The sequence below is a fragment of the Halomicrococcus pelagicus genome (assembly GCF_050954125.1).
In genome coordinates this window covers 380,199-404,208 of sequence record NZ_JBPBWC010000002.1, presented here as the reverse complement: position 1 = coordinate 404,208, position 24,010 = coordinate 380,199, and the positions used below count along the sequence as shown (strand labels likewise).

The window sequence follows — 24,010 nt, the reverse complement described above, 5'->3', positions numbered from 1 at the left end:
TCTTTGTCGGGCAGGCCATTACAGTCCTTTGCCACTGACAATCGTTCACAAATGAATGATATCCAATGAGAGAACAGTTCGCGCGAACCGTCCTCGAAGAGTCGCCCGACCCGGTAGTCGTGGTCGACGACGGCCGCGTGACGTACGCCAACCGTGCGGCCGCGACGACGCTCGGCCGCGACCCCGACTCGCTCCGGGGAGCGACCGCCCCGGACCTGTTCGACGGGTGGCCTGACCCCGACACGCTCGCCCGGAGCGCGCGCGAGGGGTCCTCGCTACCCCTGACCATTCGTCGGAGCGGCGAGCGAGTCGCCCTGTCCTGCTCGCTCCAGACGTTCGACGACGACGACTCGTCCGTCGCGGCGTTTCTCGAAGAACACGGACCGCTGGAGGTCGAGAACGTCGTCGACGCGCTGGACGACGTGTTCTACGTCCTCGACGCCGACTGGAACTTCCGGGAGTGGAACGCCCGATTCGCCGACATCACGGGGTACGGCGACGACGAGATCGCCGAGATGGACCCCCTGGAGTTCCTCCCACCGGAGGACCGCGACGACGCCACGGCCGCCATCGAAGCGACGCTGTCCGACGAAACGGTCGAGACCCTCCAGTCAGCGCTCGTGACGAAATCGGGCGAGCGGATTCCCTACGAGTTCAACGCCGCACCGCTCGTGGACGACGGACGCGTCGTCGGTCTCGTCGGGACGGGGCGGGACGTCTCCGAACGCCGGGAAGCCAGGCTGGCGCTCCGCGAGAGCGAACGTCGCCGCGCGACGCTGCTGTCGAACCTCCCCGGGATGGCGTACCGGTGTGGGAACGAACCGGGCTGGCCCATGGCGTTCGTGAGCGAGGGCTGTCGCGACCTGACGGGGTACGAGCCCGAACGAATCGAACGCGGCGAGGTGTCGTGGGGGCGAGACGTCGTCCATCCGGACGACCGCGATACGGTCTGGGAGGCGGTCCAGGACGCACTCGCCGACGGCGACCCGTTCGAACTCACCTACCGGATACTGACGGCCGACGGCGAGACGCGGTGGGTGTGGGAGCAGGGCCGCGAGATGGACGGGGACGACCCCGGGGAACCCGACCTGGCCGGGTTCATCACGGACGTGACCGAGCAACGAGAGACCGAGCGACGGCTCCGCCAGGAGAAAGACCGCTTCCGGTCGCTCGTGCAGGGCGTCGACGAGTACGCCATCTTCATGCTCGACCCCGACGGGTGCGTCGTCAGTTGGAACGAGGGGGCCGAGCGCATCAAGGGGTACGAACGCGAGGAGATACTCGGCGAGCACTTCTCGACGTTCTACACGGACGAGGACGTGGCGGCGGGCGTTCCCGAGGAGAACCTCGCCGCCGCCGAACGGGGGAAGGCCGAGGACGAAGGCTGGCGCGTCCGGAAAGACGGGTCGCGGTTCTGGGCGAACGTCGTCATCACCGCGCTACACGACGACGACGGGAGCCTCCGGGGGTACGCGAAGGTGACCCGGGACATGACCGAGCGCCGCGAGCGCGAACGACAGCTCGCCCAGGAGCGCGACAGGACGCGGCAACTCTTCGAGACCAGCCCGACCGGCATCCTGCTGCTGAACCGCGACGGCGAGGTGGTGGAGGCCAACGACCGTGCCGGCGAGATACTCGGGCTCGCCGAGTCCGAGATAGTCGGCAGGCCGTACGACGACCCGGCGTGGGACATCGTGAACGAACGCGGTGACCCGATGCCGCCGGAGGAGTACCCGTTCCGCCAGGTGGTCGAAGACGGCGACCCCGTCTACGACGCGGTGCTCGGTGTCAGTCGCCCCGACGGCGACCGCGTCTGGCTGTCGGTCAACGCCACGCCGGTACTCGACGACGACGGAAGCGTCGCCGAGGTAGTCGCGACCGTCACGAACGTCACCGAACGTCGCCAGCGCGAGCGAGAACTCGCCCAGCAGCGCGACGAACTGGCGACGCTGAACCGTATCAACGAACTCGTCCGCGGGGTCGTCCGGAGCCTCGTCGCCGCCGCGTCCCGCGAGGAGATAGAGACGGCCGTCTGCGAACGCCTCGCCGATTCGAACCTCTACCGGTTCGCGTGGGTCGGCGAGCGCGACCTGAACGGCGACGTCACCGTCCGGTCGAAGGCGGGCGACGACCGGGGATTCCACGAGCTGGTGAGCGACGTGGCCGGCGAAGAGTGGGAACGACCGGCGGTGACGGCGCTCCGGACGGACGAGTGCCAGGTCGTCCAGGACATCCCGAACGAACCGGGCCACCCCGACGACCTCGCCGACGCGGCGAGCGAGCGTAGCATCCGTTCCGGCCTCGCAGTTCCGCTGACGTACGGCGCGACGACGTACGGCGTGCTCGTCGTCTACGCGACCCGGACCGACGCGTTCAGCGAACGGGAGGCCGCCGGGTTCGACGTGCTCGGCGAGACCGTCGGCTTCGCCATCAACGCTATCGAACGGGAACGCCTGCTCGCGGCCGACTCCGTGCTCGAACTCGAGTTCCGGGTGACCGACCCGGACTGGCTGCTGGTCGACCTCTCCGCACGCGGCGACTGCACGCTCGTCCTCGACGGCACGGTCCCGACGTCCGAGGGGGAGATACTGCACTACGTCCGGGTTTCCGGTGCCGACCCGGAACGGGTCGCAGCCCTCGCCGAGGACGTTTCGACCGTCACCGACGTCGGAGTCGTGACCGACCGCGACGGTAACGGACTGGTCGCGATCACCGTCTCGACGTCGCTCGTCACGGCCGTGCTCGACGCCGGCGCGAGCGTCCGGTCGGCGCGCGCGCAGGCCGGCGAGGGGAAGCTGGTCGTCGAAGCTCCCCGCGACGTCGACGTGCGGACCCTGGCCGGGTCGCTCGACGACGCCTTCGTCGGCGTGGAGTTGCTCGCCAAGCGCGAGCGCGAGCGTCCCGTCCAGACGGCCGGCGAGTTCCGCGAGGAACTGGCGTCCGGGTTGACCGCGCGCCAGCGCGCGACGCTCCAGGCCGCGTTCCTCGCCGGCTACTTCGACTGGCCGCGCGCCAGTACGGCCGAGGAGGTGGCCGACTCGATGGATATCTCCTCCGCGACGTTTCACCAACATCTCCGAAAGGCCCAGAGAAAGCTCGCGTCGGCGTTCTTCGGCGACTCCGCGACGTAACTGTCGTCTCTGATAGCAGATACCAAGACACGTAGGTACACCACTCTTGTTACTCAATTTCCATCGTCAGAGCGTACTATCGATGAGTAACCGACGAGCACACACCCCGACATCTCCCCCCGAACCGCCCGTTCGACAGAGCGTGCGCCCCTCGCCCGACACGCTGTTCGACGTGCTGTCGAACCCCTATCGCCGGTACGCCCTCGCGCAACTCGCTCGTCACGGCGGCGAGCTGCGCGTCGACGAGCTGGTCGAGCGACTGGTCGACTGGGAGGCCGAGCGTGGGGCGCCGGCAGACCCGGACCGCCGTCGCGTCGCGAGCATGCTGTACCACGTCCACCTGCCGAAGCTGGCCGACGTGGGTCTCGTGGAGTACGACCAGGAGGAGGCGACGGTCGCACCCGGTACGGAAGCCGACGTCGTGAAGCCGTTTCTCGACCTCATCTCCCGGCAGTGAGGCGGGGTGGAGAATACGAAATACGTCCGGTCCGGTGCTACACCGTCCGCAGGACGGTCGAACTCCGCCGACCGTCGACCCCGGCGACGGTCGGACGCAGCCTTTAGTTCGCCGGGGCGCAGAGTCGAGGGTGGATGCGCGAGGCACACCCCATCGAGGCCGCGGTCGGCATGGAACACTACGTGAGCGACGCCGACGGCGTCGGCGGTCGCCTCCGCGACGAGGACCGGGACTTCCGGGTGAAGGAACTGGAGCAGTTCGACGCGGAGCCGCTGGACGCCGACACGGGGTCGTACCCGCATCTCGTCGTCCGGGCGACGCTCGTCGGCTGGGACACCAACGACTTCGCGCGCCGCCTCTCGGACGCGCTGGGAATCAGCCGCGAGCGCGTCTCGTGGGCCGGGACGAAGGACAAACACGCCGTCACGACGCAACTCTTCTCGCTCCGGTCGGTCGACCCCGACGACCTCCCCGACGTCCGCGGGGCCGAGATGACGCCCGTTGGACGTGCGGGCCGGGCGGTCCAGTTCGGCGACCTCGCCGGCAACGAGTTCGCGGTCGTCGTCCGCGACCCGGAACGGCCGGAGAACGCCGACGCGATAATCGAGGAACTGCGGGCGTTCACAGGCGGTGACGCCGACGCGGACGACGGGGCGACGACGGTCGGCGTCCCCAACTACTTCGGCCAGCAGCGGTTCGGCAGTCGCCGCCCCGTCACGCACGAGGTCGGTCTCCACGTCGTCCGCGAGGAGTGGGAAGCGGCCGTCATGGCCTACGTCGGCAACCCCTACGAGACCGAACCCGAGGACACCCGGCGCGCCCGTCGCCGGGTCGAGGAGGTCGCTCCCGACTGGGACGCAGCCCTCGACGCGCTCCCGCGGAAACTCGGCTTCGAGCGCGCGATGGTCCACGAACTGGTCGAGAACGGCGGCGACGCGCCGGCCGACTTCCGCGCCGCGCTCGAAGCGCTGCCGACGAACCTCCAGCGCCTGCTGGTCAACGCCGCCCAGTCGTACGCGTTCAACAGGATGCTGAGCGAGCGCCTCCGCCGGGGCCTCCCGTTCGACCGCCCCGTCGAGGGCGACGTGGTCGCGTTCGCCGAGACGGTCGACGGTCTGACGGTTCCCGACACGGACCGTCGCCAGCGCGTGACCGCCGAACGCGTCCGCACCGTCGAGCGACACTGCGAGCGCAGCCGGGCGTTCGTCACCGCGCCGCTGGTCGGCACGGAGACGGAACTGGCCGACGGCGAACAGGGCGACGTCGAGCGCGCGGTGCTCGCCGACCTCGACCTCGCGCCCGAGGACTTCGACCTGCCCGGCGAGTTCGACTCGTCCGGCACCCGGCGCGCGATACTCGTCCGCACCGACCTCGAACTCGACCGCGACCCCCTCACCCTCGAGTTCTCGCTCCCGTCGGGGTCGTACGCGACCGTACTCCTGCGGGAGTTCCTGAAGACCGACCCGCTCGACGTAAGCTAGGGAGTCGTCTCGTCCGGGGTCGTATCTGAGGACTGCTCGTCCGTGATATGGCGACGGCCCGCTGGGAGTCGGACGACCGGAACGGTAACTTTTCCTACAAAAATAGGTTTTCGGGAAAGTATACTTTTCGAGCGACGCGACGAGTAGTCGATGGCGACGTCGCGACGGCTCGTCTGGCGGTACTACGCCTTTCGGGTCACGAACTCGGCCGGGTTCTACGTACCGGTCGCTATCCTCTACCTCCAGGACGAGGGGTTCGGTCTCGACTTCGTCGGACTGGCGTACGCGGTGTTCTCGTTCGCGATGGTCGCCGCCGAGATACCGACCGGCTACCTCGGCGACTGGCTCGGCCGGCGGGCGAGTCTCGCCCTCGGCAGCGCCTGTCGCGCCGTCACGCTGGGGGCGTACCCGTTCGTGGAGTCGCCGCTCGCGTACCTCGGGCTGCACGTCCTCTGGGCGACGGGATGGGCGTTCCGCTCCGGAACCAGCGACGCGTGGCTGTACGAACTGCTCGCGGCGCGCTTCGACGAGTCGGAGTACGCGCACGTCGAGGGCCGCGGGAGCACGGCGCTTCTCGCGACGTCGGCGGTCACCGCCGTCGCGGGCGGCGTCCTCTACGGCGTCGATCCCACGCTGCCGTTCCTCGCGAACGCGGTCCTGGCCGCGCTCGGCCTCCCCATCCTCTACACCTTCCCCGCGGTGGCGAACGACGCGGACGAGACGTTCACCGTCCGGGAGGCGGTCGAGATGCTCAGGTTGCAGGCGAGTCGCCCGGCGGTTCGCTGGCTCGTCGCGTACGCCGCGCTGTTCCAGGCGCTCTTCTCGGTCACGCGGACGCTCGAACAGCCCGCCCTGGAGGCCGTCGGACTGCCTGTCGCCGGACTCGGCCTGCTGTACGCCGGTTTCAAGGTCGTCTCCGCGAGCGCGGCCTCGGCCGCGGGCTGGTTCGAGGACCATCTGGGCGTCCGCCGGGTGTTCGCGCTGCTCGTCCCCGTCTACGGGCTCGCGTACGTCGGCGTCGCGCTCGCGCCGCTGGTCGTGGTGCCCGTCCTCTTTCTCAACCGCGGTCTCCGCGTCCTCACCCGCCCGATACGCAACCAGTACCTCAACGACCGGCTGGACGACGTGGGACGGGCGACGGTGCTCTCGGGGGCGTCGATGATGCTCTCGCTCGCCGGCGGGACCGCCAAGCTGGTCGGTGGCTGGGCGGCCGCCCGGACCGGTCCCGTCGGAATCCTCCCCTGGGCGGGCGTCGCGACGGCGTGTGCAGGCGGGCTCCTCTGGCTCGCCGTCTCCCCGGTGCGTTCCGACGAGGCGGCCGTCGACGGCGAGACGGCGGTCGTCTCGGATTGACGCGTATCGACCGTGCGCTGGGTTTAGGAACCTCTTAACTTCCCCGCGCTGCCGGAGCCGAGGACGGCAACCGGGGGACGCGGCAGTCGAAATATTGAAACGTCACTATTTCGTTTCGAAGGAACGATGAGCAGCACAGAGGGGGGTGGGTCGATCACCGAGGGCGGCCTCGTTCGGCCGATGTTCGAACTCGCGTGGCCCATCGTCGTCATCCAGCTCCTCCAGGTGACGTACAACGTCGCCGACACGTTCTGGCTGGGTCGGCTCTCCGCGGACGCCGTCGGCGCGATGAGCCTCGCCTTCCCGCTCATCTTCTTCCTCATCTCCATTGCGGGCGGGTTCACGTCGGCCGGAAGCATCCTCGTCGCCCAGTACACCGGTGCGGACAGCGAGGGGTCCGCTGGGGAGGTGTCCGGCCAGGTCGTGTCGTTCGTGACGATGATGGCCGTCGTCCTCGCCGCGGCCGGGTACGTCCTCACGGAGCCGATGCTTTCGGCCATCCCGAGTCAGGCGGCGACGAGCCAAGATGTCGTCCCGCTCGCCCGCCACTACATGGAGGTGTTCTTTCTAGGACTCCCGTTCCTGTTCGGCTTCTTCGTCTTCAACTCGCTCATGCGCGGCTACGGCAACACCCGGACGCCGATGCGCATCATGGTCGTCAGCGTCGCCATTAACGTCGTGCTCGACCCCCTGCTCATCTTCGGGTGGGGGCCGATAGACGGCATGGGCATCGAGGGGGCGGCACTGGCGACCATCGTCGCCCGCGCGGTGGCGACCGTACTCGGGTTCTACGTCCTGTTCTGGACGGACGCCGGACCGGACGTGCGCCCGGGGTATCTCCTCCCCGACCTGGGGTACATCCGCGACATCGTTCGTCTCGGAACGCCGAGCGCGCTCGAACAGTCGACGAGCGCGCTGGCGATGATAACGCTGACGGCGATGGTCGTCCAGTTCGCGCCGCCCGTCGTGAGCGCGTACGGCCTCGGCAACCGCCTCGCGTCGCTCGTCTTCCTCCCCGCGATGGGGCTGGGTCGGGCGACGAACACGATGGTCGGCCAGAACCTCGGCGCGGAGAAGTCCGACCGCGCCGAGCGGGCGGTCTGGCTCGCCGCCAAGGTCGGGATGGCCGTGATGTTCGTGGTCGCCGTCGTCGCCGCGCTGTTCCCCGAACCCATCGTCGGCGTGTTCATGGCAACCGGCACAGAGAAGGCCGAGGCGACCATCGGGTACGGCAGCGAGTACCTCCGCATCCGCTCGGTGGAGTTCACGTTCATGGCGCTGTTGCAGGTGTTGCTCGGCGCGTACCGCGGTGCGGGCAACACCAAGACGGCCATGGCGTTCTCGATGGTCGCGCTGTGGATCGGCCGCGTGCCGACGGTGTACTACCTCGCGTTCGCACGCGACATGGGACCGACCGGCATCTGGGTCGGGATGGCGTTCGGCAACGTCCTCGGCGCGACTGCCGCTGCGCTGTGGTTCACCCGGGGAACCTGGAAGGAGGCCGTCATCGACGAGCCGACTCCGGCCGTCGCGCCGGACGGAGAGGACTGATTTAGGCGTGGCATAATAAAATGACCTGGGTGTGAATGGCCTGGTAATGAGTGCGGTGAACGTTGCGGGGGGAGTCTTCTACTCCGCTCGCCTCGACGAACGAGAAACCGGAACTATCCGTTTCAGGGGGTGTGCGTGATGGCCGAAACGAACCTCGACGTCCTGCTCGTCGGCATCGACGCGGGGTGTCTCCCCGTCTTCGACCGGCTCTGTGACGACGATATCCCGAACATCCGTTCTATCTGTGACGACGGCGTCGCCGCGCCGCTGGAGTCCCAGATGCCGCCGTGGACGCCGAGCGCGTGGCCGTCGCTGTACACCGGCGTCAACCCCGGCAAGCACGGCGTCTGCGGGTTCGTCACCTACGACGGGTACGACTTCCACGTCGTCACGGGGAACGACGTCGAGGAGCACTCCATCTGGTCGCTGCTCGACGACCACGGCGTGACGAGCGTCGTCGTCAACGTGCCCGTCACCCACCCGCCGGAGGAGATCGACGGCGCGGTGCTCCCCGGGTTCATCGGCCCGGAGGACCCGCGCTGTCACCCCGAGGGGCTGCTTGACGACGTCCGGGACGCCATCGGCGAGTATCGCGTCTATCCGACCTACTCCCGCGAGGACTCGGACTACACCGACGCCCAGAAGATGGAGGAGTACACCGACCTCGTCAGGATGCGCGGCGAGGCGTTCCGGTACCTGGCCGACGAGAACGACCCCGAGTTCGGCTTCGTCCAGTTCCAGAAACCGGACACCGTCTTCCACGAGTTCGAGGGCGACTGGAACAAGGTGACGACGGTCTACCAGGAGACCGACCGCCAGATCGGGAAGATACTCGACGAGTGCGACCCCGACACCGTCATGATAGCCAGCGACCACGGCATGGGGCCGTACGACGAGTACGAGTTCCGCGTCAACGAGTTCCTGCGCGACGAGGGGTTCGTGAAGGCCACCCGGGGCGGCAAGGGGATGCCGTCGTGGAACCCCATCCAGGAGGAACTGCGCGAGGGCAAGGAGACGACGACCTGGGAACCGAACACGGTCGAACGCATGGCGGCGACCGCGGCGAAGTTCGGCTTCACCGCCCACCGCATCCGGACGGCGCTGGAGAAGGTGGGTCTGGCCGACGTCGCGCGCCAGTACGCACCGAAGAATGTCGCCCGGACCGGCAACGAGCAGGTCGACTTCGAGAACTCGACCGCCTACATGCGCGCCCGGACCGAACTCGGCGTCCGCATCAACCTCGAGGGCCGCGAACCGGAGGGCGTCGTCCCGCCCGAGAAGTACGACGACGTGCGCGAGGCGCTCATCGAACGCCTGAGCGGCGTCCAGACGCCCGACGGCGACCCCGTGTTCCAGGAGGTCGCCCCGCGCAAGAAGTACTTCCACGGCAAGAACGTCGAGAACGCCCCCGACGTGGTCACCATCCCGAACGACATGGGACAGTTCCTGTCCGCGCAACTGCTCGGCGACTACTTCGCACCGCCCAACGAGCCCTGGAACCACAAGCTCGACGGCGTCTTCGCGGCGAAAGGCGAGGGCGTCGACCCCGACGGCATCGAGGAGCGGCCCCATCCGCACCTGTTCGACGTGGCCCCGACGGTCATGTCCGCGCTCGGAATCCCCTACAGCGACCGGATGGACGGCGAGGTCATCCCTGTGGTCGAGGACGCCGGCGTGACGTCGTACCCCGAGCACGACGAGATGGACGACGCCGCGGTGGAGGAAGAGGAGGAGGTCGAGGAACGGCTGGCCGACCTCGGCTACATGCAGTAGCCACCGCCTTTTTCGCTCTCACGCCCCTCCGAACGTCCCATGGGGGAGCCCGACTTACCCGGCAGGGACGCATCGCTCTGGCTGGAGACGACGGAGACGACCGATTTCGACCCGCTGGACGGCGACGTCCGGGTCGACGTGGCAGTCGTCGGCGGCGGAATCGCCGGACTGTCGGCGGCGACCGAACTCCAAGACGCCGGCGAGACCGTGGCGGTCGTCGAAGCCGACCGCATCGTCTCGGGCGTCACCGCGCGGACGACGGCCAAGGTGACCGCCCAGCATGGACTGATATACGACGACGTCCGCTCCGAGTTCGGCCCCGACCGCGCACGCCAGTACGCGCAGGCCAACGAGGCCGCCGTCGAGGAGGTCGCGTCGCGGGCCGACGACCTCGACTGCGAGTTCCGCCGGCTGCCGGCCTACACGTACGTCGACGGCGACGACGCTCGGAAGAAGGTACGCCGCGAGGTCGACGCCGCGCGGCGTCTCGGCCTGCCGGCGTCGTTCGTCGAGGACGTGCCGGACCCGGTGGACGCCGACTGCGCGGTCCGGTTCGACGACCAGGGGCAGTTCCACCCGCGGAAGTACCTGCTCGCGCTCGCAGAGGTAATTCCGGGCGAGGGGAGTTACGTCTTCGAGGAGACGCGCGCGACCGATATCGAGGCGGGCGAACCGTGCCGGGTGGAGACGAATCGGGGGTCGGTGACCGCCGACGACGTGGTCGTCGCCACCCACTTCCCCATCTCCGACCCGGCGGGCTACTTCGCCCGGGCGTACCCGAAGCGGTCGTACGTGCTCGCGGTCCGGACGAACGACCCGCAGCCGGAGGGCATGTTCTACCGGACGGGCGATTCGTACTTCTCGGTGCGACCGCACGAGACCGACGACGAGGAGTTCGTCCTGGTCGGCGGCCAGAACCACAAGACGGGACAGGGCGGCAGCACGGCCGAGCGCTACCGCCGACTGGAGCGGGAGGCCCGCGACCACTTCGACGTGGAGTCGGTCGCGTACCGCTGGTCGACCCAGGACTACGTCTCGGCCGACAGCGTTCCGTTCGTCGGTCCCATCGCGCCGTGGCGGTCGCACGTCTACGTGGCGACCGGGTTCGGGGGCTGGGGGATGACGAACGGGACCGCGGCGGGGAAACTCCTCGCCGACGAGATAGCGGGGACGGGCAGCGAGTGGGCGGACGCGTTCGACCCGGGGCGGCTACCGCCGCTGGAGAGCGCGGGAGAACTCCTCAAGGAGAACGCGAACGCCGGCAAGCGGTTCGCCGGCGACTGGGCGACGAAGCTCCGACGGAGCGAGGCGTCGCTCGCGCCCGGGGACGCCCACGTCGTCCGCGACGGCGGCGACGTGGTCGCCGAGTACCGCGACGAGGACGGCGACCGTCACCGCGTCTCTGCGGTCTGCACCCACTTGGACTGTCTCGTGGAGTGGAACGACGCCGAGCGAACCTGGGACTGCCCGTGTCACGGCTCGCGGTTCGACGTCGACGGGGGCGTCCTCGACGGCCCGGCGAACAGCGACCTGCCGAAGAAGTGATCGCGGGTGCCCGCTCGCCACCGCGTCAGCGCCTGCGCGCCGAGGGAGTGCGAGAGGGCCCGAGGAACGTCGGGACGCCGGAGAGCGACGCCGCCGACGAAGAACGCCCGCTCGCTGCCGATGCTAACGCCAGCACGTCGCCGCGCTCGCGGTACTTCGACGGTCGTCGGCCGGTCAGTCGTCGGCGGGCGCGACCGGCCCCGAGAACGCCGCCTCGGCCGTCGCCGTCAGTCGGTTCACGACGGTCCGCCCGTCGCGCTCGCGCTCGACCAGTCCGTCGTCCGCCAGACGCGACAGGTGGTGGGAGACGGTGCTCGGGTCGCGGTCGAGGTCGTCGGCGAGTTCGCCCACCGAGGCGGCCTCCCGGCGCGCGACGGCGTCGAGCACCGCGGCGGTCGCCGGGTCGGCCAGCGCCGCGGTGAGTTCGACGTCCTCGTCGTCGGGGAAGAACCGCCGCTTGCCCCGGAGTTTCGCGCTCGACACAAGTCCCTCGTCCTCCAGCGTCCGGAGGTGGTGTCGAATCGTCGACAGCGAGACGACCGTCCCGTCGTCGAGTTGCGAGAGGTAGACACCGGGCGTGCGCTCGACGCGCTCGTACAGTTCCGCCCGCACCTCGTGGTCCAGTGGGTCGGGCCCGTCGTGGCGACCGTACCGGAACGGCGCGAACAGTCGCCAGAACCGCCCGCTCGGTTCCGTCCGGCCGACGCTCGCGGTCCCGGCGTTGGCGACCAGCGAGGCCGTCTCGGGGACGTGAACGGCGACGCCGGCGGCGACCGCCGCGCCGACGAGTCCTGCCGTCCGCGCCAGTCCGACGGGACCCCTCGGCTCGGGGTCGCGAGCGTCCCCAGCGGAGTCGGTCGCGCCCGCCGCCACCGCGGCGTCATCGCTCCCTGCCGCGTCCACTCGCCCGGTCGTCGCTCGCGCTCCCGCCGACCCGCGGTCGGCCCCGTCCGCCGCACCCGTGGTCTCGGCTCTCGACGACCCGTCGCCGGTCGCGCCCGGCGTGGCACCGGCGGCGGCCGTGCCGCCCGTCCCGGTCGCGTCTGCGGCGTCGACCGTCGCGTCGGTGACTGAACCGACCGCGGTCGTCGCGTCGACGGAGTCAGTCGTCGCGTCGGTGGCAACCTCGCCGACGGTTTCGGTGGCGGATTCCGTCGCGTCGGTCGCGTCGACGCTGCTCCCGGGCGTCTCGACGACGGTCGTCACCGTCGCGGTGCTCGCTGTGGTGACGTTCGTCGCGTTCTGGAGGGTCGTCGCGTTCTGGACGTTCGCTGTGTCACGGACGCTCGTCGTGCTCGGCGTCGAGCTAGCGTCCTCGGTGGTCGTGTTCGAGGTGACGGTGGCGTCCGGCGCGGTCGTGACCGTCGCGTTCGGGCTATCCGTCGTGGCGGTCGCGTCCGGACCGTTCGGTGCGGGCGTTCCGCTCGCCGGGCCGCCCGGCGCGCTACCCGCGGACAACGCCGTTGCGAAACCGGGGAGACACAGAAGTACGGCGAGCAGTATCACGCCGGGACGGTGGCAGGGTCGGTCCATCCTCTCGTTCGTCGTTAGCTAACACGACGACTCACGAACACTTAGAGCTGTTCGCCGTAACATCAACCGGCTATCAGGATTGTACGTTTTGACGGTTCTGCCACAATTCATTTACTTTCTATTAACTTTCCGTGGTACATGGGAACGAACTTCCTGGACGACGAAGAGAACCACCCGCTGACCCGTCGCTCGTTTCTCGCGGTCAGTAGCGCGCTCGCCGGCGCCGGCGCACTCGGCGTGGGTGCGCACGGCGTCAGCGCAGCGAGCGACGCGGGAGCGAGCGACGAGTTCCTGAACTGGCGCGCCCGAGAGGCGAGCAACGTCTGGAAGCGGGGCTATCGCGGGCGACAGGACCGGACCGTCGGTCTGACCGACAGCGGCCTCGACGCGCGCCATCCCGGCGTCGGTCCGTGGAACGGCGTCCAGGCGTTCGTCGAGGACGGCGAGGTGAAGCTGACGAAGCCGGACCAGAACGACGTCGAGCGGGAGAAGACCGGCGACGCCGAGTCGTTCTCCGGCACGGTCGGTCCCGGCACCTTCGCCACCGGCGAGGAGACGTACCACGAGTTCACCGCCCCGAGCGGCGTGGCGGAACTCGACGCGGAACTGTCGTGGTCGCCGAACGTCGACGCCGTCAACGACCTGGAGTTCCGCCTCGACGAGAAGGTCACTGACGGCTGGCAGACGGTCACTCGCGCGGCCACGGCGAGCATGCCTGAGACGATGTCCGCGCCCGTCGAGGCCGGCACGACCTACCGACTCGTCGTCGAAGTGTACGTCAACACGACCACGACCTACGAGATATCGGGGACGTACTACGAGATCTCCGGAACGGTGGAGACGTACGACCCGAGCGTCGTGTTCGACTTCGTCGGTGGGAAGACGACGCCCGACACGCCGAAGACGGTCGGCTGGTACGACCCGGGGTCGCGCTACGGCTACCACGAACGACCGCGCGACCCGAACGGCCACGGCACCCACTGCTCGTCCATCATGGGCGACAGCGGTCGCGCGACCGCCATCGACCCCGACCGCGTCCGGGAGGACGAACCGCGGACCGCCCTCTCGGCCGTGACCGGGAACGCACTCGCCTACGAGGTCGAGGCCGAGCAGGGCGAGGGCGTCTACGGGTCGGCGTACGGCGACCTCATCGACCTGCGCATCGAGGGGCCGGACGGGGAGACCCGCGACACCTCCGCGACGACCAGCGACGCGAGCACGCTCGACAACAACGTCGTCGAAGCGCCCGCCGACCGGTCCGGCACGTACACCGTCTACGTCCAGACCGCCGGGGGCGAGACGGCGACGGCGGCCTACGTCGAGACGGTGAGCGTCGGCGCGTTCGTCGACCCCGACGCGACGGTCGGCGACCGGACCGCCGGCGGCGACCAGGCGCTGCACACCGGCGTCGCGCCGGACCAGAGCCTCGTCTGCTTTCAGGGACTCTCCGCGCCGACCGAGGACCTCGCGGACCAGGCCGACCAGTTCTCTGACGTGTTCAACCTCCGCGCGGTCAACATGTCGTGGGGGTACGCCGGTGGCCTGCCACTCGGCGCGGCGGCCGGGACGCTCGACACCATTCCGAACGCCATCAAGGACATCGCCGAGGCCGGGGTGCTGACGCTCGCCGCGGCGGGCAACGCGGCGACGCCCGTCAACGGTAACGGGTCGCCCGCCGTCGCCGACGAGTGCGTCTCCGTGGTCGCCACCGGCCCGCTCGACGGCATCTCGGCGTACTCCAGCGGCGGCGTCGCCGGGGTCGACGAGGACGCCGACTTCACGTCGCCCGAACCGGACGACGCCTACATGAAACCAGACGTGACCGCGCCGGGCGGGTACGTCACCGACCTCGTCAACGCGGCGAAGACGGGACTCGCCGACGCGCCCGAGAGCGACCAGGACCCCATCCGGGACTACACCGGCAAGGCCGGCACCTCGATGGCGACGCCGTTCACGACGGGCGCGACCGGACTCGTGGCGCAGGCGATGGAGGAGGACGCTCCGGACTCGCTCTCGCTGCCCGCTCCCGAGGATACGACGTTCGACGACGTGATGGCGCTGAAGCAGGTGCTGCTGGCCACGGCCACCGAGACGGCGTTCACGGCCACGCCGTACCACCGCGTCAAGGCTCCCGAGTACGACTTCGGCGGGCGCGACCCGTGGGAGGGGTACGGACGGCTCAACCCCGGGCCGGCCGTCGACGCCGTCACGCGCGAGATAACCGAGGGCACCATCTCGGACGTCTTCGGCCTGAACATTCCCGACGACGAGCGTGCCGTCGCCGGGTTCGTCCGCTGCGGCCGGGGCGCGTTCGACGTGAGCGTCGACTTCTCGCACTACTCCGGCGGGAACGCCGGCGCGACCAAGGGCGACCCGCACGTCGACCTGTTCGTCTACGACGCCGAGAACCCCGCCCAGCACGGCGAACCGAACGTCGTCGCCCGGGACGCCGGCCTCCAGGGCTCCCCGTCGGTGTCGGTGACGACCGACGAGTCGAAGTACTTCTTCGTCGTCGCGAAACTCGTCAACGCCCCCGGAGCCGTCAACGGCGACGACGTGCAGGCCCACGTCGACCTCTCATTCGACGTGACGCGGGACTTCGTCGTCTCCGGCACGCGAACCGACGACGGCTCGGTGTTCACCGGCGGCCAGACCGACCAGATAGACCTCGACGTCACGGCCAACGAGGCCGTCCAGGTCCGCGACGTCGTGTCGGAGGAGTGGGGCGTCGAGACCGACTACGGCGACGTGGCGCGGGTCGAACACAACCCGGACCGCGGCGTGAAGTACGTCTACTTCTCGCCCGGCGCGAGCGACGACCTCTCGGTCACCTACTTCGCAGAAGCCCCGGCCGAGGCCGCCCAGAGCAACCGGTACACGTTCGGGCCGGTCCAGGCGCGGCCGGACGGTTCCAGCACGTGGTACGACGTGAGCGGCACGAGCGACGCGAACACGGTCGTCGCCAAGAGCACGTAGCGACCACGAACCACCGCCCGACTCGTCGCATCCAACTCCGGGTAATTCCAACGTCCGCCGAAGCGAACTGGTTCAGCAGACGAACGGTGCCGAAGACGACCGGCGAGACCTCACTGCTCCGTGACGTCGAGCAGCCGGTCGGCGGGCGACGCTTCCACGCTCCGCTCGGCGACGGAGGGGTTACCGGACGACGCGGCGAAAAAAGTCCCGAACTCACTCGCGGCAGTCGGGACAGCGTCCGTCCTCGATGTAGACGCCGAGCACCTGACTGCCACAGCTGCTACACTGCTCTACTATTTCGTCGGCTTCGGGTTCGCTCACGGCAATCGGACGCCCGTACGGGAGACGGAATTATAGCTATATCGCTCTGGAGCGCAGCGGTCGACGAGACTCGTCGCCGGCCGTCGCGAGGGTACCGGTCTCCGCACGCGCCACGGCGTCGTCGGCGTGGATGAATCCAGTGCCGACGCTCCACGGGGTGTCGTCGGCGTGGACGTCCCCGGCGGTCGGTTCGGTTACAGCGGCTTCTGCATCGTCGGCTCCAGCACGTCGTACGGACCGAGTTCCTCGTCAGTCTCCCAGTTCTGCGTTCCGGGCGTCTCGTGTTCGAGTTCCAGCACGGTCAACCCTTTTCCGATGTCACTGCCCACGGTGTAGTGTCTCGGCCCGTCCGTCGGCAGGACCCGTGCCCCCCAGTAGGCGGTGCCGTCGGGCGCAAACGCCGCGAGTTCCTGGGGGTCCGTCGGGTCGTCGATGTCGTACGTCCGCACACCGCCCTGGTAGAAGCTGGCGAACAGCTTCGAGTCGGTCACGTCGAAGTTGTGGCTCGTCGACAGCGCACCGTCGGGCTGTTCGGGCGCCGGGACGTAGGCGACGTGGTCCGCGTAGGGGTTCGACGGCGTCGACGCCGCCGAGACGTCGCTCGTGTCGAAGACGCGGATACCACCGTGGTCGCCCGGGACGACCGTGTCCTCGAACGGACCGGGGAACGTCTCGGCACCGACGAAGGTGTAGTCCCCCGAGGGCGTCGGCTGGACGTAGTGTGCGTTGGTCTCGTGTCCGCCGAGGTAGCGCCGGTACCGTTCGGCGGTGTCCGCCGGCTTTTCGCCGGCGTCGTCGGCCGCGCCGAAGTGGGCGACCGCCGTCGGGTCGGTCGGGTCCGAGACGTCGGCGACCACGACGCCCGCGTCCCAGAAGCACATGTACGCGAGGTCGTTCTGGACCCAGATGTCGTGGATGGGATTGACGCCCGCCTCCGCCATGTCCTCGTGGGCGTCCCGGAGCATCCACGCGCCGCCGGAGCCGCGCTCGTCGCCCTCCAGACTGACGGGATTCGCCGGGTCGGAGACGTCCACGACGACCATCCGCGAGTGCGCGAAGTCGTCGTTGATGCAGAGGTACGCGTAGTCGCCGTCGATGAAGAGATTGTGGACGCCGCTGGCGGCCTCGTAGAACGAGACTCTCGTCGGCGTCGTCGGGTCGCTCACGTCGAAGAACGTGACGCCACCGGGGTCGCCGTCGTTGGCGAGGCCGGCGACGTCGCCGTCGACCTTCGCGTCCACGTTGTCGGTGCCCTCGCCGGTAGCGGTCCCCGCGAGCAGCGGCGTCGACGGGTCGCCGAGGTCGACCGTGGCGATGCTCGCCGACTGGGCGGTGTACGCGTAGTCGCCCTGGACGTCGACCTCTTGTGTCCCCGGGTCGAGCGCCTCGCCGACGAGTTCGTAGCGCCACTCCGAGGCCGATGCTGCACCGGCAGGGAGTGCGGTGGTTCCGAGTACTGTTCCCGTCGCTTTGAGAAAGCTGCGTCTGTCGAAAGTCATGGTCGTGGTGAAATTCGGGTCGTTCGTCGAGCAGTTCGCCGACCGCGTCGCTCACGTCGCCGCGATACGTGCCTGCCGGCCCTGCGAGCGCGGGTCCGTCGGCCGCCGAGCGCCGCGAGCACTGTGCGTCTCGTCGCGTCCGTCGGCGTGGTGCAGTCGTTCGTCACGTGTTCGTGGCGTTAGGTGCGTCGTTCGCGCTGGTTGCGTCCGTGAGACGTTCGCCTGGCCGTCACCGTGGTCAGTCGTCGACCAGTTTCACGGTGCCGAAGGTGCTCCAGTCGCCCGACTCGGCCCGCCGGACGGCGTCGTAGGCGTCGACGAAGCCGGCACCGATGCTCTCGACGGTGTAGCTGTCGTGGACGTCCTCGGCCTCCGCCTCGACGGTGTTTAGCACGTCTATCGGGTCGGGGTACTCACCGTGATTCTGGTAGTAGGCGTCGACGAGCAGCGTGGCGGCACCGGCCGTCACGGGGCAGGACATGCTCGTCCCGCTGATGCGGCCGTACCACGTCTCGGTGTCCTCGTAGTAGGCCTGCAGGGGGTCGTCGGGTTCGAGCGTGCTCATCACGAGCTTCCCCGGTGCGCCGACGCCGTTGCGGTAGAGCCCCATCGGCGTCACGTCGCGGTTGATGCCCTCGTAGGCCGTGAACTCGATGGCGTAGTCGGCGACCACGTCGATGAACGGACGGACTTCGAAGTAGTACGTCTCGCCGCCCGCTATCTGTCCCGCGAGCGCTTCCGGTTCGTTCAACGAGGCGCTGGAGGCGACGACGTCGCCGTCCTTGCTCCCCTCGTGGAGGTAGAAGTCGAGGTCCTCGACGCTAGGGGTCCACGACAGCGTCGCTTCGACGTATCCGGCGTTCTTCGGGGCGTCCCAGCGGTGGTACTCGCTGCCCGTGACGTCCACGGTCCCCGAGTAGGACCCGGCGTCGACCTCCGTCTCGGTCTTGTCCGCGGCGTGGTACTCGCGGAGGTTGTCGAGCGCCTTCTTCCGGTCGTAGTTCGTCGGGCCGTCGTAGTCCGGCGAGCGCCCGCGCGAAGAGAAGTCGGTCACCGTCTTCCGGTCGTCCGTGGCGGCCACTCCGAGGACGTGCGGGGCGGTGGCGTACTGGTTCAGCGTGTTCGTGCCCGGTCCGCTGTTGCCGGCCGAGAACACGGGGAGGATGCCCTCCTTGAAGGCGTGCCACGTGGCGACGTTGACCGCGTCGTCGGGGTCGAAGTCGGTGCCGTTGTTGCCGCCCCACGAGTTCGAGACGACCTGTACGTCCGTTTCGCCGGCCCGGACTCGCGAGAGCAGGTGGTCGTACGCGGCGACGGGCTTGACGATGAGCAGGGTCAGCCCCGCCGAGTAGACGGTGAGGTCGGCGTCCGGAGCCAGCCCCTCGTACTTGCCGTCGCTCTTCCTACCCGACCCGGTGATGGAACCGGAACAGTGCGTGCCGTGGCCGTTGTCGTCGGAGTCCACGGCCCCGACGTCTTCCCACGTCGTGTCGTCGCTGCTGGAGAGGGGGTTGACGTACCGCCAGTTGTGAACGAGGTCGTCGCCGAGGTCGGGATGGTCGCCGTCGACGCCCGAGTCGATGACGACCGAGTGGGCACCGGACCCGGTGTAACCGAAGTCTCCGTGGACCGCGTCGGCGCCCGTCGTCTCGCGGGCGTCGTCGTTGTGGTACTCCAGTTCGACGTTCTTCTGGACGTAGCGCACCTCCGGCCAGTCCGCCACGATCCGAATCTGGTCGCTCGTCAGTCTGGTGTAACCGATGGGGAGCACCTCGAACCCGTGGAAGCCGTCCTCCAGGTCGAGGTGGCGCAGGCGGTCGACCTGGGCGTTCGAGGTGAACACCACCAGCGCCTCCTTCAGTCCGCTCGTCGAGAGGTCGAACGCGTCGTCTATCACGTCGCCGGACCCGGCGGCTGCCGTACCGCTGAACGGGAGCGCGAACCCAGCGGCGGCCACGCCCGTCGCCTTCAGAAATCGACGTCTGTCATGGTCGTTCACGTCCACCATTGTAGTCGTCCAAACTTATAGAAGAAGGAAAACATTATTCGCCGTTACTTGAAATTTTTAATGGTATTGGATTTTTTCAGTACTAGCGGATCTCCGACGCTACCGTCTGACGGCGCTCGTCCGTCGACCGCGGAGCTCCCGACGGTAGGGGAGACACCCGAACGCTGGGAGAAGTCGCGGCGGCGTTACTCGACGTTCTCGCCCTGGTAGTCGCCGTCGTACGTCCCCTCGTGGTCCGCCTCCGCGAGAACGAGCTGGCCGATACGCGCGCCGCGCTCGATTTCGACGTCGTGGTGGACCTCGAGCAGCCCCTCGCCCTTGCCCTCGTAGCCCGCGTCCCAGACGGCGGTGTGGAGCATACAGGAGTTGCGCATCAGCGACGAGCGCGGGTAGAGGAAGCCCACGTGGCCGTCCGGGACGCTGATGGTCTCGCCGTACTGGACGATGTAGGTCCCCCGGCGCAGGTAGTACGTCTCGGGGACGTTCTCGCCGACCTGCTCGGGTTCGATCTCCTGTCGGTCGCCCACCTCCTTGTCGTCGCGCCCGATGCGACCCGAGTCGCGTTGCTCGTACACCGCCGCCAGCGTCAGGTCGACGCCGTTCGGCTGAACCTGCTCGTCGGCAGTCTCCGCTATGCGTTCGGCGACGAAGGTTCCACTACGGAACATGACCCAACCCACCCCCGCCCCTTGTATAACCTTGCCGGATTTCCGCGTCGGCCCCTCCCGGCGACCGACGGTGGCGTTCCCGACGGCGGCGTTCCAGGCCGGCGTTTCCGCGAGTATTGCCAGCCGGCGCGGGAGTTTACCCGTTTCCGAAGTAACACGAACACGCGGGATTTATACGCGAGGAGGGTCGATATTCGCGCGTTATGGGACAGACACTGACGGAAAAGATTCTCGACGACCACCTCGTCGAAGGGAAACTCGAGACAGGCGAGGAGATCGGGATCGAGATCGACCAAGTGCTCACGCAGGACACCACGGGAACGATGGTCTGGCTCCAGTTCGAGGCCATGGACCTGGACGAAGTCCAGACCGAGCTGGCGGCGCAGTACTGCGACCACCAGACGTACCAGTTCGACTTCAAGAACACCGACGACCACCGCTTCCTCCGTTCGGCGGCCGGCACCTTCGGTGCTCACTTCTCCCGGCCGGGCAACGGCATCTGTCACAACGTCCACAAGGAGAACTTCGCCGCACCCGGGAAGACGCTGCTCGGCAGCGACTCCCACACGCCGACCCCCGGCGGCCTGGGCGAACTCGCCATCGGCGCGGGCGGTATCGACATCGCGGTCGCGATGGGCGGCGGCTCCTACTACATCGACATGCCCGAGGTCGTCAACGTCCGGCTCGAAGGCGAACTCCCCGAGTGGGCGACCGCCAAGGACGTCATCCTCGAGCTGCTCCGGCGGCTCTCCGTGAAGGGCGGCGTCGGCAAAGTGCTGGAGTACACCGGTCCGGGCATCGAGAGCCTCTCCGTCCCGGAGCGCACCACCATCACGAACATGGGGACGGAACTCGGCGCGACCACCTCCATCTTCCCGACCGACGAGAAGACCGAGGAGTACCTCGACGCGCTCGGTCGCGGCGACGAGTACGTCGAACTGAGCCCGGACGAGGACGCCGAGTACGACGACGAAATCGTCGTCGACCTCTCGGACCTCGAACCGCTCATCGCCAAGCCGTCGATGCCCGACAACGTGGTGCCCGTCCGCGAGGTCGCCGGCCAGTCGGTCGACCAGGTCATCATCGGCTCCTGTACCAACGGCGCGTACGAGGACATCCTCCCCGCCGCGAAGATGCTCGAAGGTCGTACCATCGACCGCAAGACGGACATGATCGTCGCGCCCGGTAGCAAGCAGGCCTCCGAGATGCTCGCCCGCGAGGGCCACGTCGCCGAACTGATGGCGGCCGGCGTCAACTTCTCCGAGGCGACCTGTGGCGCGTGTATCGGCATCGGTCACGTGCCCGCCTCCGACTCCGTGAGCCTCCGGACGTTCAACCGCAACTTCGAGGGACGCTCCGGTATCGAGGACGACTCGGTCTACCTCTGTTCGCCCGAAGTCGCCACGGCGGCGGCCCTCAAGGGCGAAATCGTCGACCCGCGCGACCTCGCCGACGAACTCGGCGACCTCGAGGACCCCGGCTTCGAACTCGGCGACCGGTACGACACCGGCGGCGAAGACCCCGACCTCATCTCGCCCGACGAGGCAGTCGACGACGAACTCGTCAAGGGTCCGAACATCGGCGACGTGCCGCTGAAGGACACGATGGAGGCCGACCTCGAGGGGCCGGCCCTCCTGAAGATGGGCGACAACATCACGACCGACCACATCATCCCCGCAACCCAGGACATCCTGATGTACCGGTCGAACGTCCCGAAGCTCTCCGAGTTCACTCTCTCGCGCGTCGACGACTCGTTCGCCGAGCGCGCGCTGGACGCCGACGGCGGCTTCCTCGTCGCCGGCGAGAACTACGGACAGGGTAGCTCCCGCGAGCACGCGGCGCTGTGCCCCATGTACCTCGGCGTCGAGGGCGTGCTGGCCCAGAGCTTCGCCCGCATCCACAAGGCGAACCTGTTCAACTTCGGTCTCATCCCGCTCACCATCGACGAGGAGACCTACGAGAAGATAGAGCAGGGCGACGACGTCGAAATCGTCGACGACGTGGCCGAGGCCGTCCGCTCCGGCCAGGAGGAGTTCACGGTTCGCGTGAACGACGACTGGGAAGCGACGGCCTACCTCGACGCTTCCGAGCGCGAGCGCGAAATCCTCGCGGACGGCGGCAAGCTGGCGCACACGAAGAAGCAGGCCCAGTCCGGCGGCAGCGGCGCGACGCCCGCCGACGACTGACGCGACGGTCACCGACGGCGGCACGCGCCGACTGGCGTCCCCGCTGTGCGCCCCGAGTGCGGAAAAGCGACTCTTCTTTCGCCGACGGTCTACAGCGGCAGCCTCGCTCGCCGCACGCTCGCGGCCCGCGATAGTTCTCGCGTCGGTGGGACGGGAACGGGAAGACGTCGCCGTGCGGGCGCGAAGGCGGCATCCCCGCGGGTGGTCGACCACTGCAGCCGCGAGCGAGGCGGGACGCTGGCCGCGACGCGGTAGCGGTGGGGCATGAATCATTTATTCCCCCGCGTCGAAGACATACGTGTGACGACAACCGCCAGCGCGGCGGACACCATCTCCATCCGCTCCGCGGAGGAGCCGGACCTACTCGCCGTCTTCCGCATCGAGAAGGCGTCGTTCGACCAGCCGTGGCCGTTCTCGGCGTTCGAACGCTACCTCGACGAGTCGACGTTCCTCGTCGCGGAGGACGACGCGAAGGTGGTCGGGTACATCGTCGCCGACGTGGTGCCGAACCACGGACAGGGACTCGGACACGTCAAGGACATCGCGGTCCACCCGTCCCGGCGGGGCGAGGGCATCGGGTCGAAGCTGCTCGAACGCGCGCTGGCGGGCATCGAGTCCCGGGGCGCACACAGCGTCAAGCTCGAAGTCCGGGAGAGCAACGAGTCGGCCATCGACCTGTACCGCGAGTTCGGCTTCCAGTACCTCCGGACGGTGCCGCGCTACTACGACGACGGCGAGGACGCGCTGGTGATGGTGGTCGAGCTAAACTGAAGGGTTTTCAGTCCGCGGCCGCTACCTGCGAGCATGGGATACGCCTGTCCGGTCTGCGAGACGCCCCAGTCCGACGGGGAGCATCTCGCCAACCACCTCGCGTTCACCGCCATGCTCGGCGACGACGAACACGCGGCGTGGCTCGACGAACACGCCCCGGGCTGGGAGGAACAGGGGCCCGACGAACTCGCGCCGACCATCACTGACCGGGTCGCGGAGACGGAGTTCCCGCAGGTGTTCGAGGACACCCGACCGACGGACCACGACCACGCCGGAGACGACGCGCTCTTCGAGGACGAACTCCAGCGCGCCGGCGGGTACGGCCGGACGGCCGGGGCGCAGGGAGGGCGACCGATGGACGAGGACGCCCAGCGGATTCTGGCGGAGGCGCGCCAGATGACGGAGGAGATGCTCTCCGAGGAGGACGACGACTCCGGGGCGGGCGAGTCCGACGACGAGTAACCGGGTCGGGTCCGGCCGCCGGGCGTCAGATGGCGCAGTCGTCGACGAACTCGTAGCTTCCCTCGTACTCGTCCTCGTCGGCGTCGAGTTTGCGTTCGACGGCGTCGCGGAGCCACTCGTCGACGGTCTCGTCGTCGCAGTCGGCCTCTATCCGCTTCCGGGTGTCGGCGTCTACGGTGAGGACGAGGTGGTCGTGGCGCATCGACGTTCGTTAGGAACCGGGAGTGCAAAAACCTGACCGCTACGGACCTTGCTTCGGGACTGGTCCGGCCCGTCGTCGCGCGGTCGCACGCCG

16 protein-coding genes are annotated in these 24,010 nt (G+C 68.7%); 11 read left to right on the top strand and 5 right to left on the bottom strand.

The window, feature by feature from the left end:
• Positions 1-65: 65 nt before the first annotated feature.
• The 7 genes from ACRYA2_RS06760 to ACRYA2_RS06730 all read left to right on the top strand — a co-directional run bounded on the left by ACRYA2_RS06760 (position 66) and on the right by ACRYA2_RS06730 (position 11,291).
• A complete protein-coding gene (locus tag ACRYA2_RS06760) occupies positions 66-3,131 on the top strand; it encodes a PAS domain S-box protein (protein WP_433625637.1) in 3,066 nt (1,021 codons plus the stop codon).
• Positions 3,132-3,213: 82 nt separating this feature from the next.
• The gene (locus ACRYA2_RS06755) at positions 3,214-3,588 is read left to right on the top strand and encodes a DUF7344 domain-containing protein (RefSeq protein ID WP_433625635.1); all 375 of its coding nucleotides are present in this window, start codon (positions 3,214-3,216) and stop codon (positions 3,586-3,588) included.
• A gap of 134 nt (positions 3,589-3,722) precedes the next feature.
• Entirely contained in the window at positions 3,723-5,069 is a 1,347-nt protein-coding gene (truD, locus tag ACRYA2_RS06750; protein ID WP_433625633.1) for a tRNA pseudouridine(13) synthase TruD, read from the top strand.
• A 150-nt stretch (positions 5,070-5,219) separates the two neighbouring features.
• Positions 5,220-6,422, top strand: coding sequence for an MFS transporter (locus ACRYA2_RS06745; protein ID WP_433625631.1), 1,203 nt, complete (start codon positions 5,220-5,222; stop codon positions 6,420-6,422).
• 126 nt (positions 6,423-6,548) lie between these two features.
• On the top strand, positions 6,549-7,973 hold the full coding sequence (locus ACRYA2_RS06740; protein ID WP_433625628.1) for an MATE family efflux transporter: 1,425 nt from the start codon (positions 6,549-6,551) through the stop codon (positions 7,971-7,973).
• Between the two features lie 138 nt (positions 7,974-8,111).
• Positions 8,112-9,746 (top strand): alkaline phosphatase family protein, encoded by a 1,635-nt coding sequence (locus tag ACRYA2_RS06735; RefSeq protein ID WP_433625626.1) that lies wholly within the window; start codon positions 8,112-8,114, stop codon positions 9,744-9,746.
• A 39-nt stretch (positions 9,747-9,785) separates the two neighbouring features.
• Positions 9,786-11,291: an FAD-dependent oxidoreductase gene (locus ACRYA2_RS06730; protein ID WP_433625623.1), complete on the top strand. Its 1,506-nt coding sequence runs from the start codon at positions 9,786-9,788 to the stop codon at positions 11,289-11,291.
• 174 nt (positions 11,292-11,465) lie between these two features.
• Here ACRYA2_RS06730 and ACRYA2_RS06725 read toward each other — a convergent pair whose 3' ends face one another.
• The gene (locus tag ACRYA2_RS06725; RefSeq protein ID WP_433625620.1) at positions 11,466-12,824 is read right to left on the bottom strand and encodes a winged helix-turn-helix transcriptional regulator; all 1,359 of its coding nucleotides are present in this window, start codon (positions 12,822-12,824) and stop codon (positions 11,466-11,468) included.
• A 138-nt stretch (positions 12,825-12,962) separates the two neighbouring features.
• On the opposite strand from ACRYA2_RS06725, the gene ACRYA2_RS06720 reads away from it, so the two are divergent.
• Positions 12,963-15,800, top strand: coding sequence for a S8 family serine peptidase (locus tag ACRYA2_RS06720; RefSeq protein WP_433625617.1), 2,838 nt, complete (start codon positions 12,963-12,965; stop codon positions 15,798-15,800).
• 515 nt (positions 15,801-16,315) lie between these two features.
• Here the strand turns inward: ACRYA2_RS06720 and ACRYA2_RS06715 are convergent.
• The 3 genes from ACRYA2_RS06715 to ACRYA2_RS06705 all read right to left on the bottom strand — a co-directional run bounded on the left by ACRYA2_RS06715 (position 16,316) and on the right by ACRYA2_RS06705 (position 20,296).
• Complete coding sequence (locus ACRYA2_RS06715) at positions 16,316-17,620, bottom strand: LVIVD repeat-containing protein (protein ID WP_433625614.1); 1,305 nt, start codon at positions 17,618-17,620, stop codon at positions 16,316-16,318.
• A gap of 238 nt (positions 17,621-17,858) precedes the next feature.
• Complete coding sequence (locus ACRYA2_RS06710; protein WP_433625611.1) at positions 17,859-19,628, bottom strand: S8 family serine peptidase; 1,770 nt, start codon at positions 19,626-19,628, stop codon at positions 17,859-17,861.
• A 185-nt stretch (positions 19,629-19,813) separates the two neighbouring features.
• Complete coding sequence (locus ACRYA2_RS06705; protein WP_433625608.1) at positions 19,814-20,296, bottom strand: deoxyuridine 5'-triphosphate nucleotidohydrolase; 483 nt, start codon at positions 20,294-20,296, stop codon at positions 19,814-19,816.
• Positions 20,297-20,499: 203 nt separating this feature from the next.
• Between ACRYA2_RS06705 and ACRYA2_RS06700 the strand changes: the two genes are divergently transcribed.
• The 3 genes from ACRYA2_RS06700 to ACRYA2_RS06690 all read left to right on the top strand — a co-directional run bounded on the left by ACRYA2_RS06700 (position 20,500) and on the right by ACRYA2_RS06690 (position 23,715).
• Positions 20,500-22,482 carry an aconitate hydratase gene (locus tag ACRYA2_RS06700; protein WP_433625606.1) on the top strand — a complete coding sequence of 661 codons (1,983 nt, stop codon included), beginning with the start codon at positions 20,500-20,502 and terminating at the stop codon, positions 22,480-22,482.
• Between the two features lie 300 nt (positions 22,483-22,782).
• On the top strand, positions 22,783-23,253 hold the full coding sequence (rimI, locus tag ACRYA2_RS06695; RefSeq protein WP_433625603.1) for a ribosomal protein S18-alanine N-acetyltransferase: 471 nt from the start codon (positions 22,783-22,785) through the stop codon (positions 23,251-23,253).
• 33 nt (positions 23,254-23,286) lie between these two features.
• Complete coding sequence (locus ACRYA2_RS06690; RefSeq protein ID WP_433625601.1) at positions 23,287-23,715, top strand: DUF5810 domain-containing protein; 429 nt, start codon at positions 23,287-23,289, stop codon at positions 23,713-23,715.
• Positions 23,716-23,740: 25 nt separating this feature from the next.
• Here the strand turns inward: ACRYA2_RS06690 and ACRYA2_RS06685 are convergent, their stop codons facing one another.
• Positions 23,741-23,917, bottom strand: a complete 177-nt coding sequence (locus ACRYA2_RS06685; RefSeq protein ID WP_433625598.1) for a hypothetical protein — start codon at positions 23,915-23,917, stop codon at positions 23,741-23,743.
• Positions 23,918-24,010 lie beyond the last annotated feature (93 nt).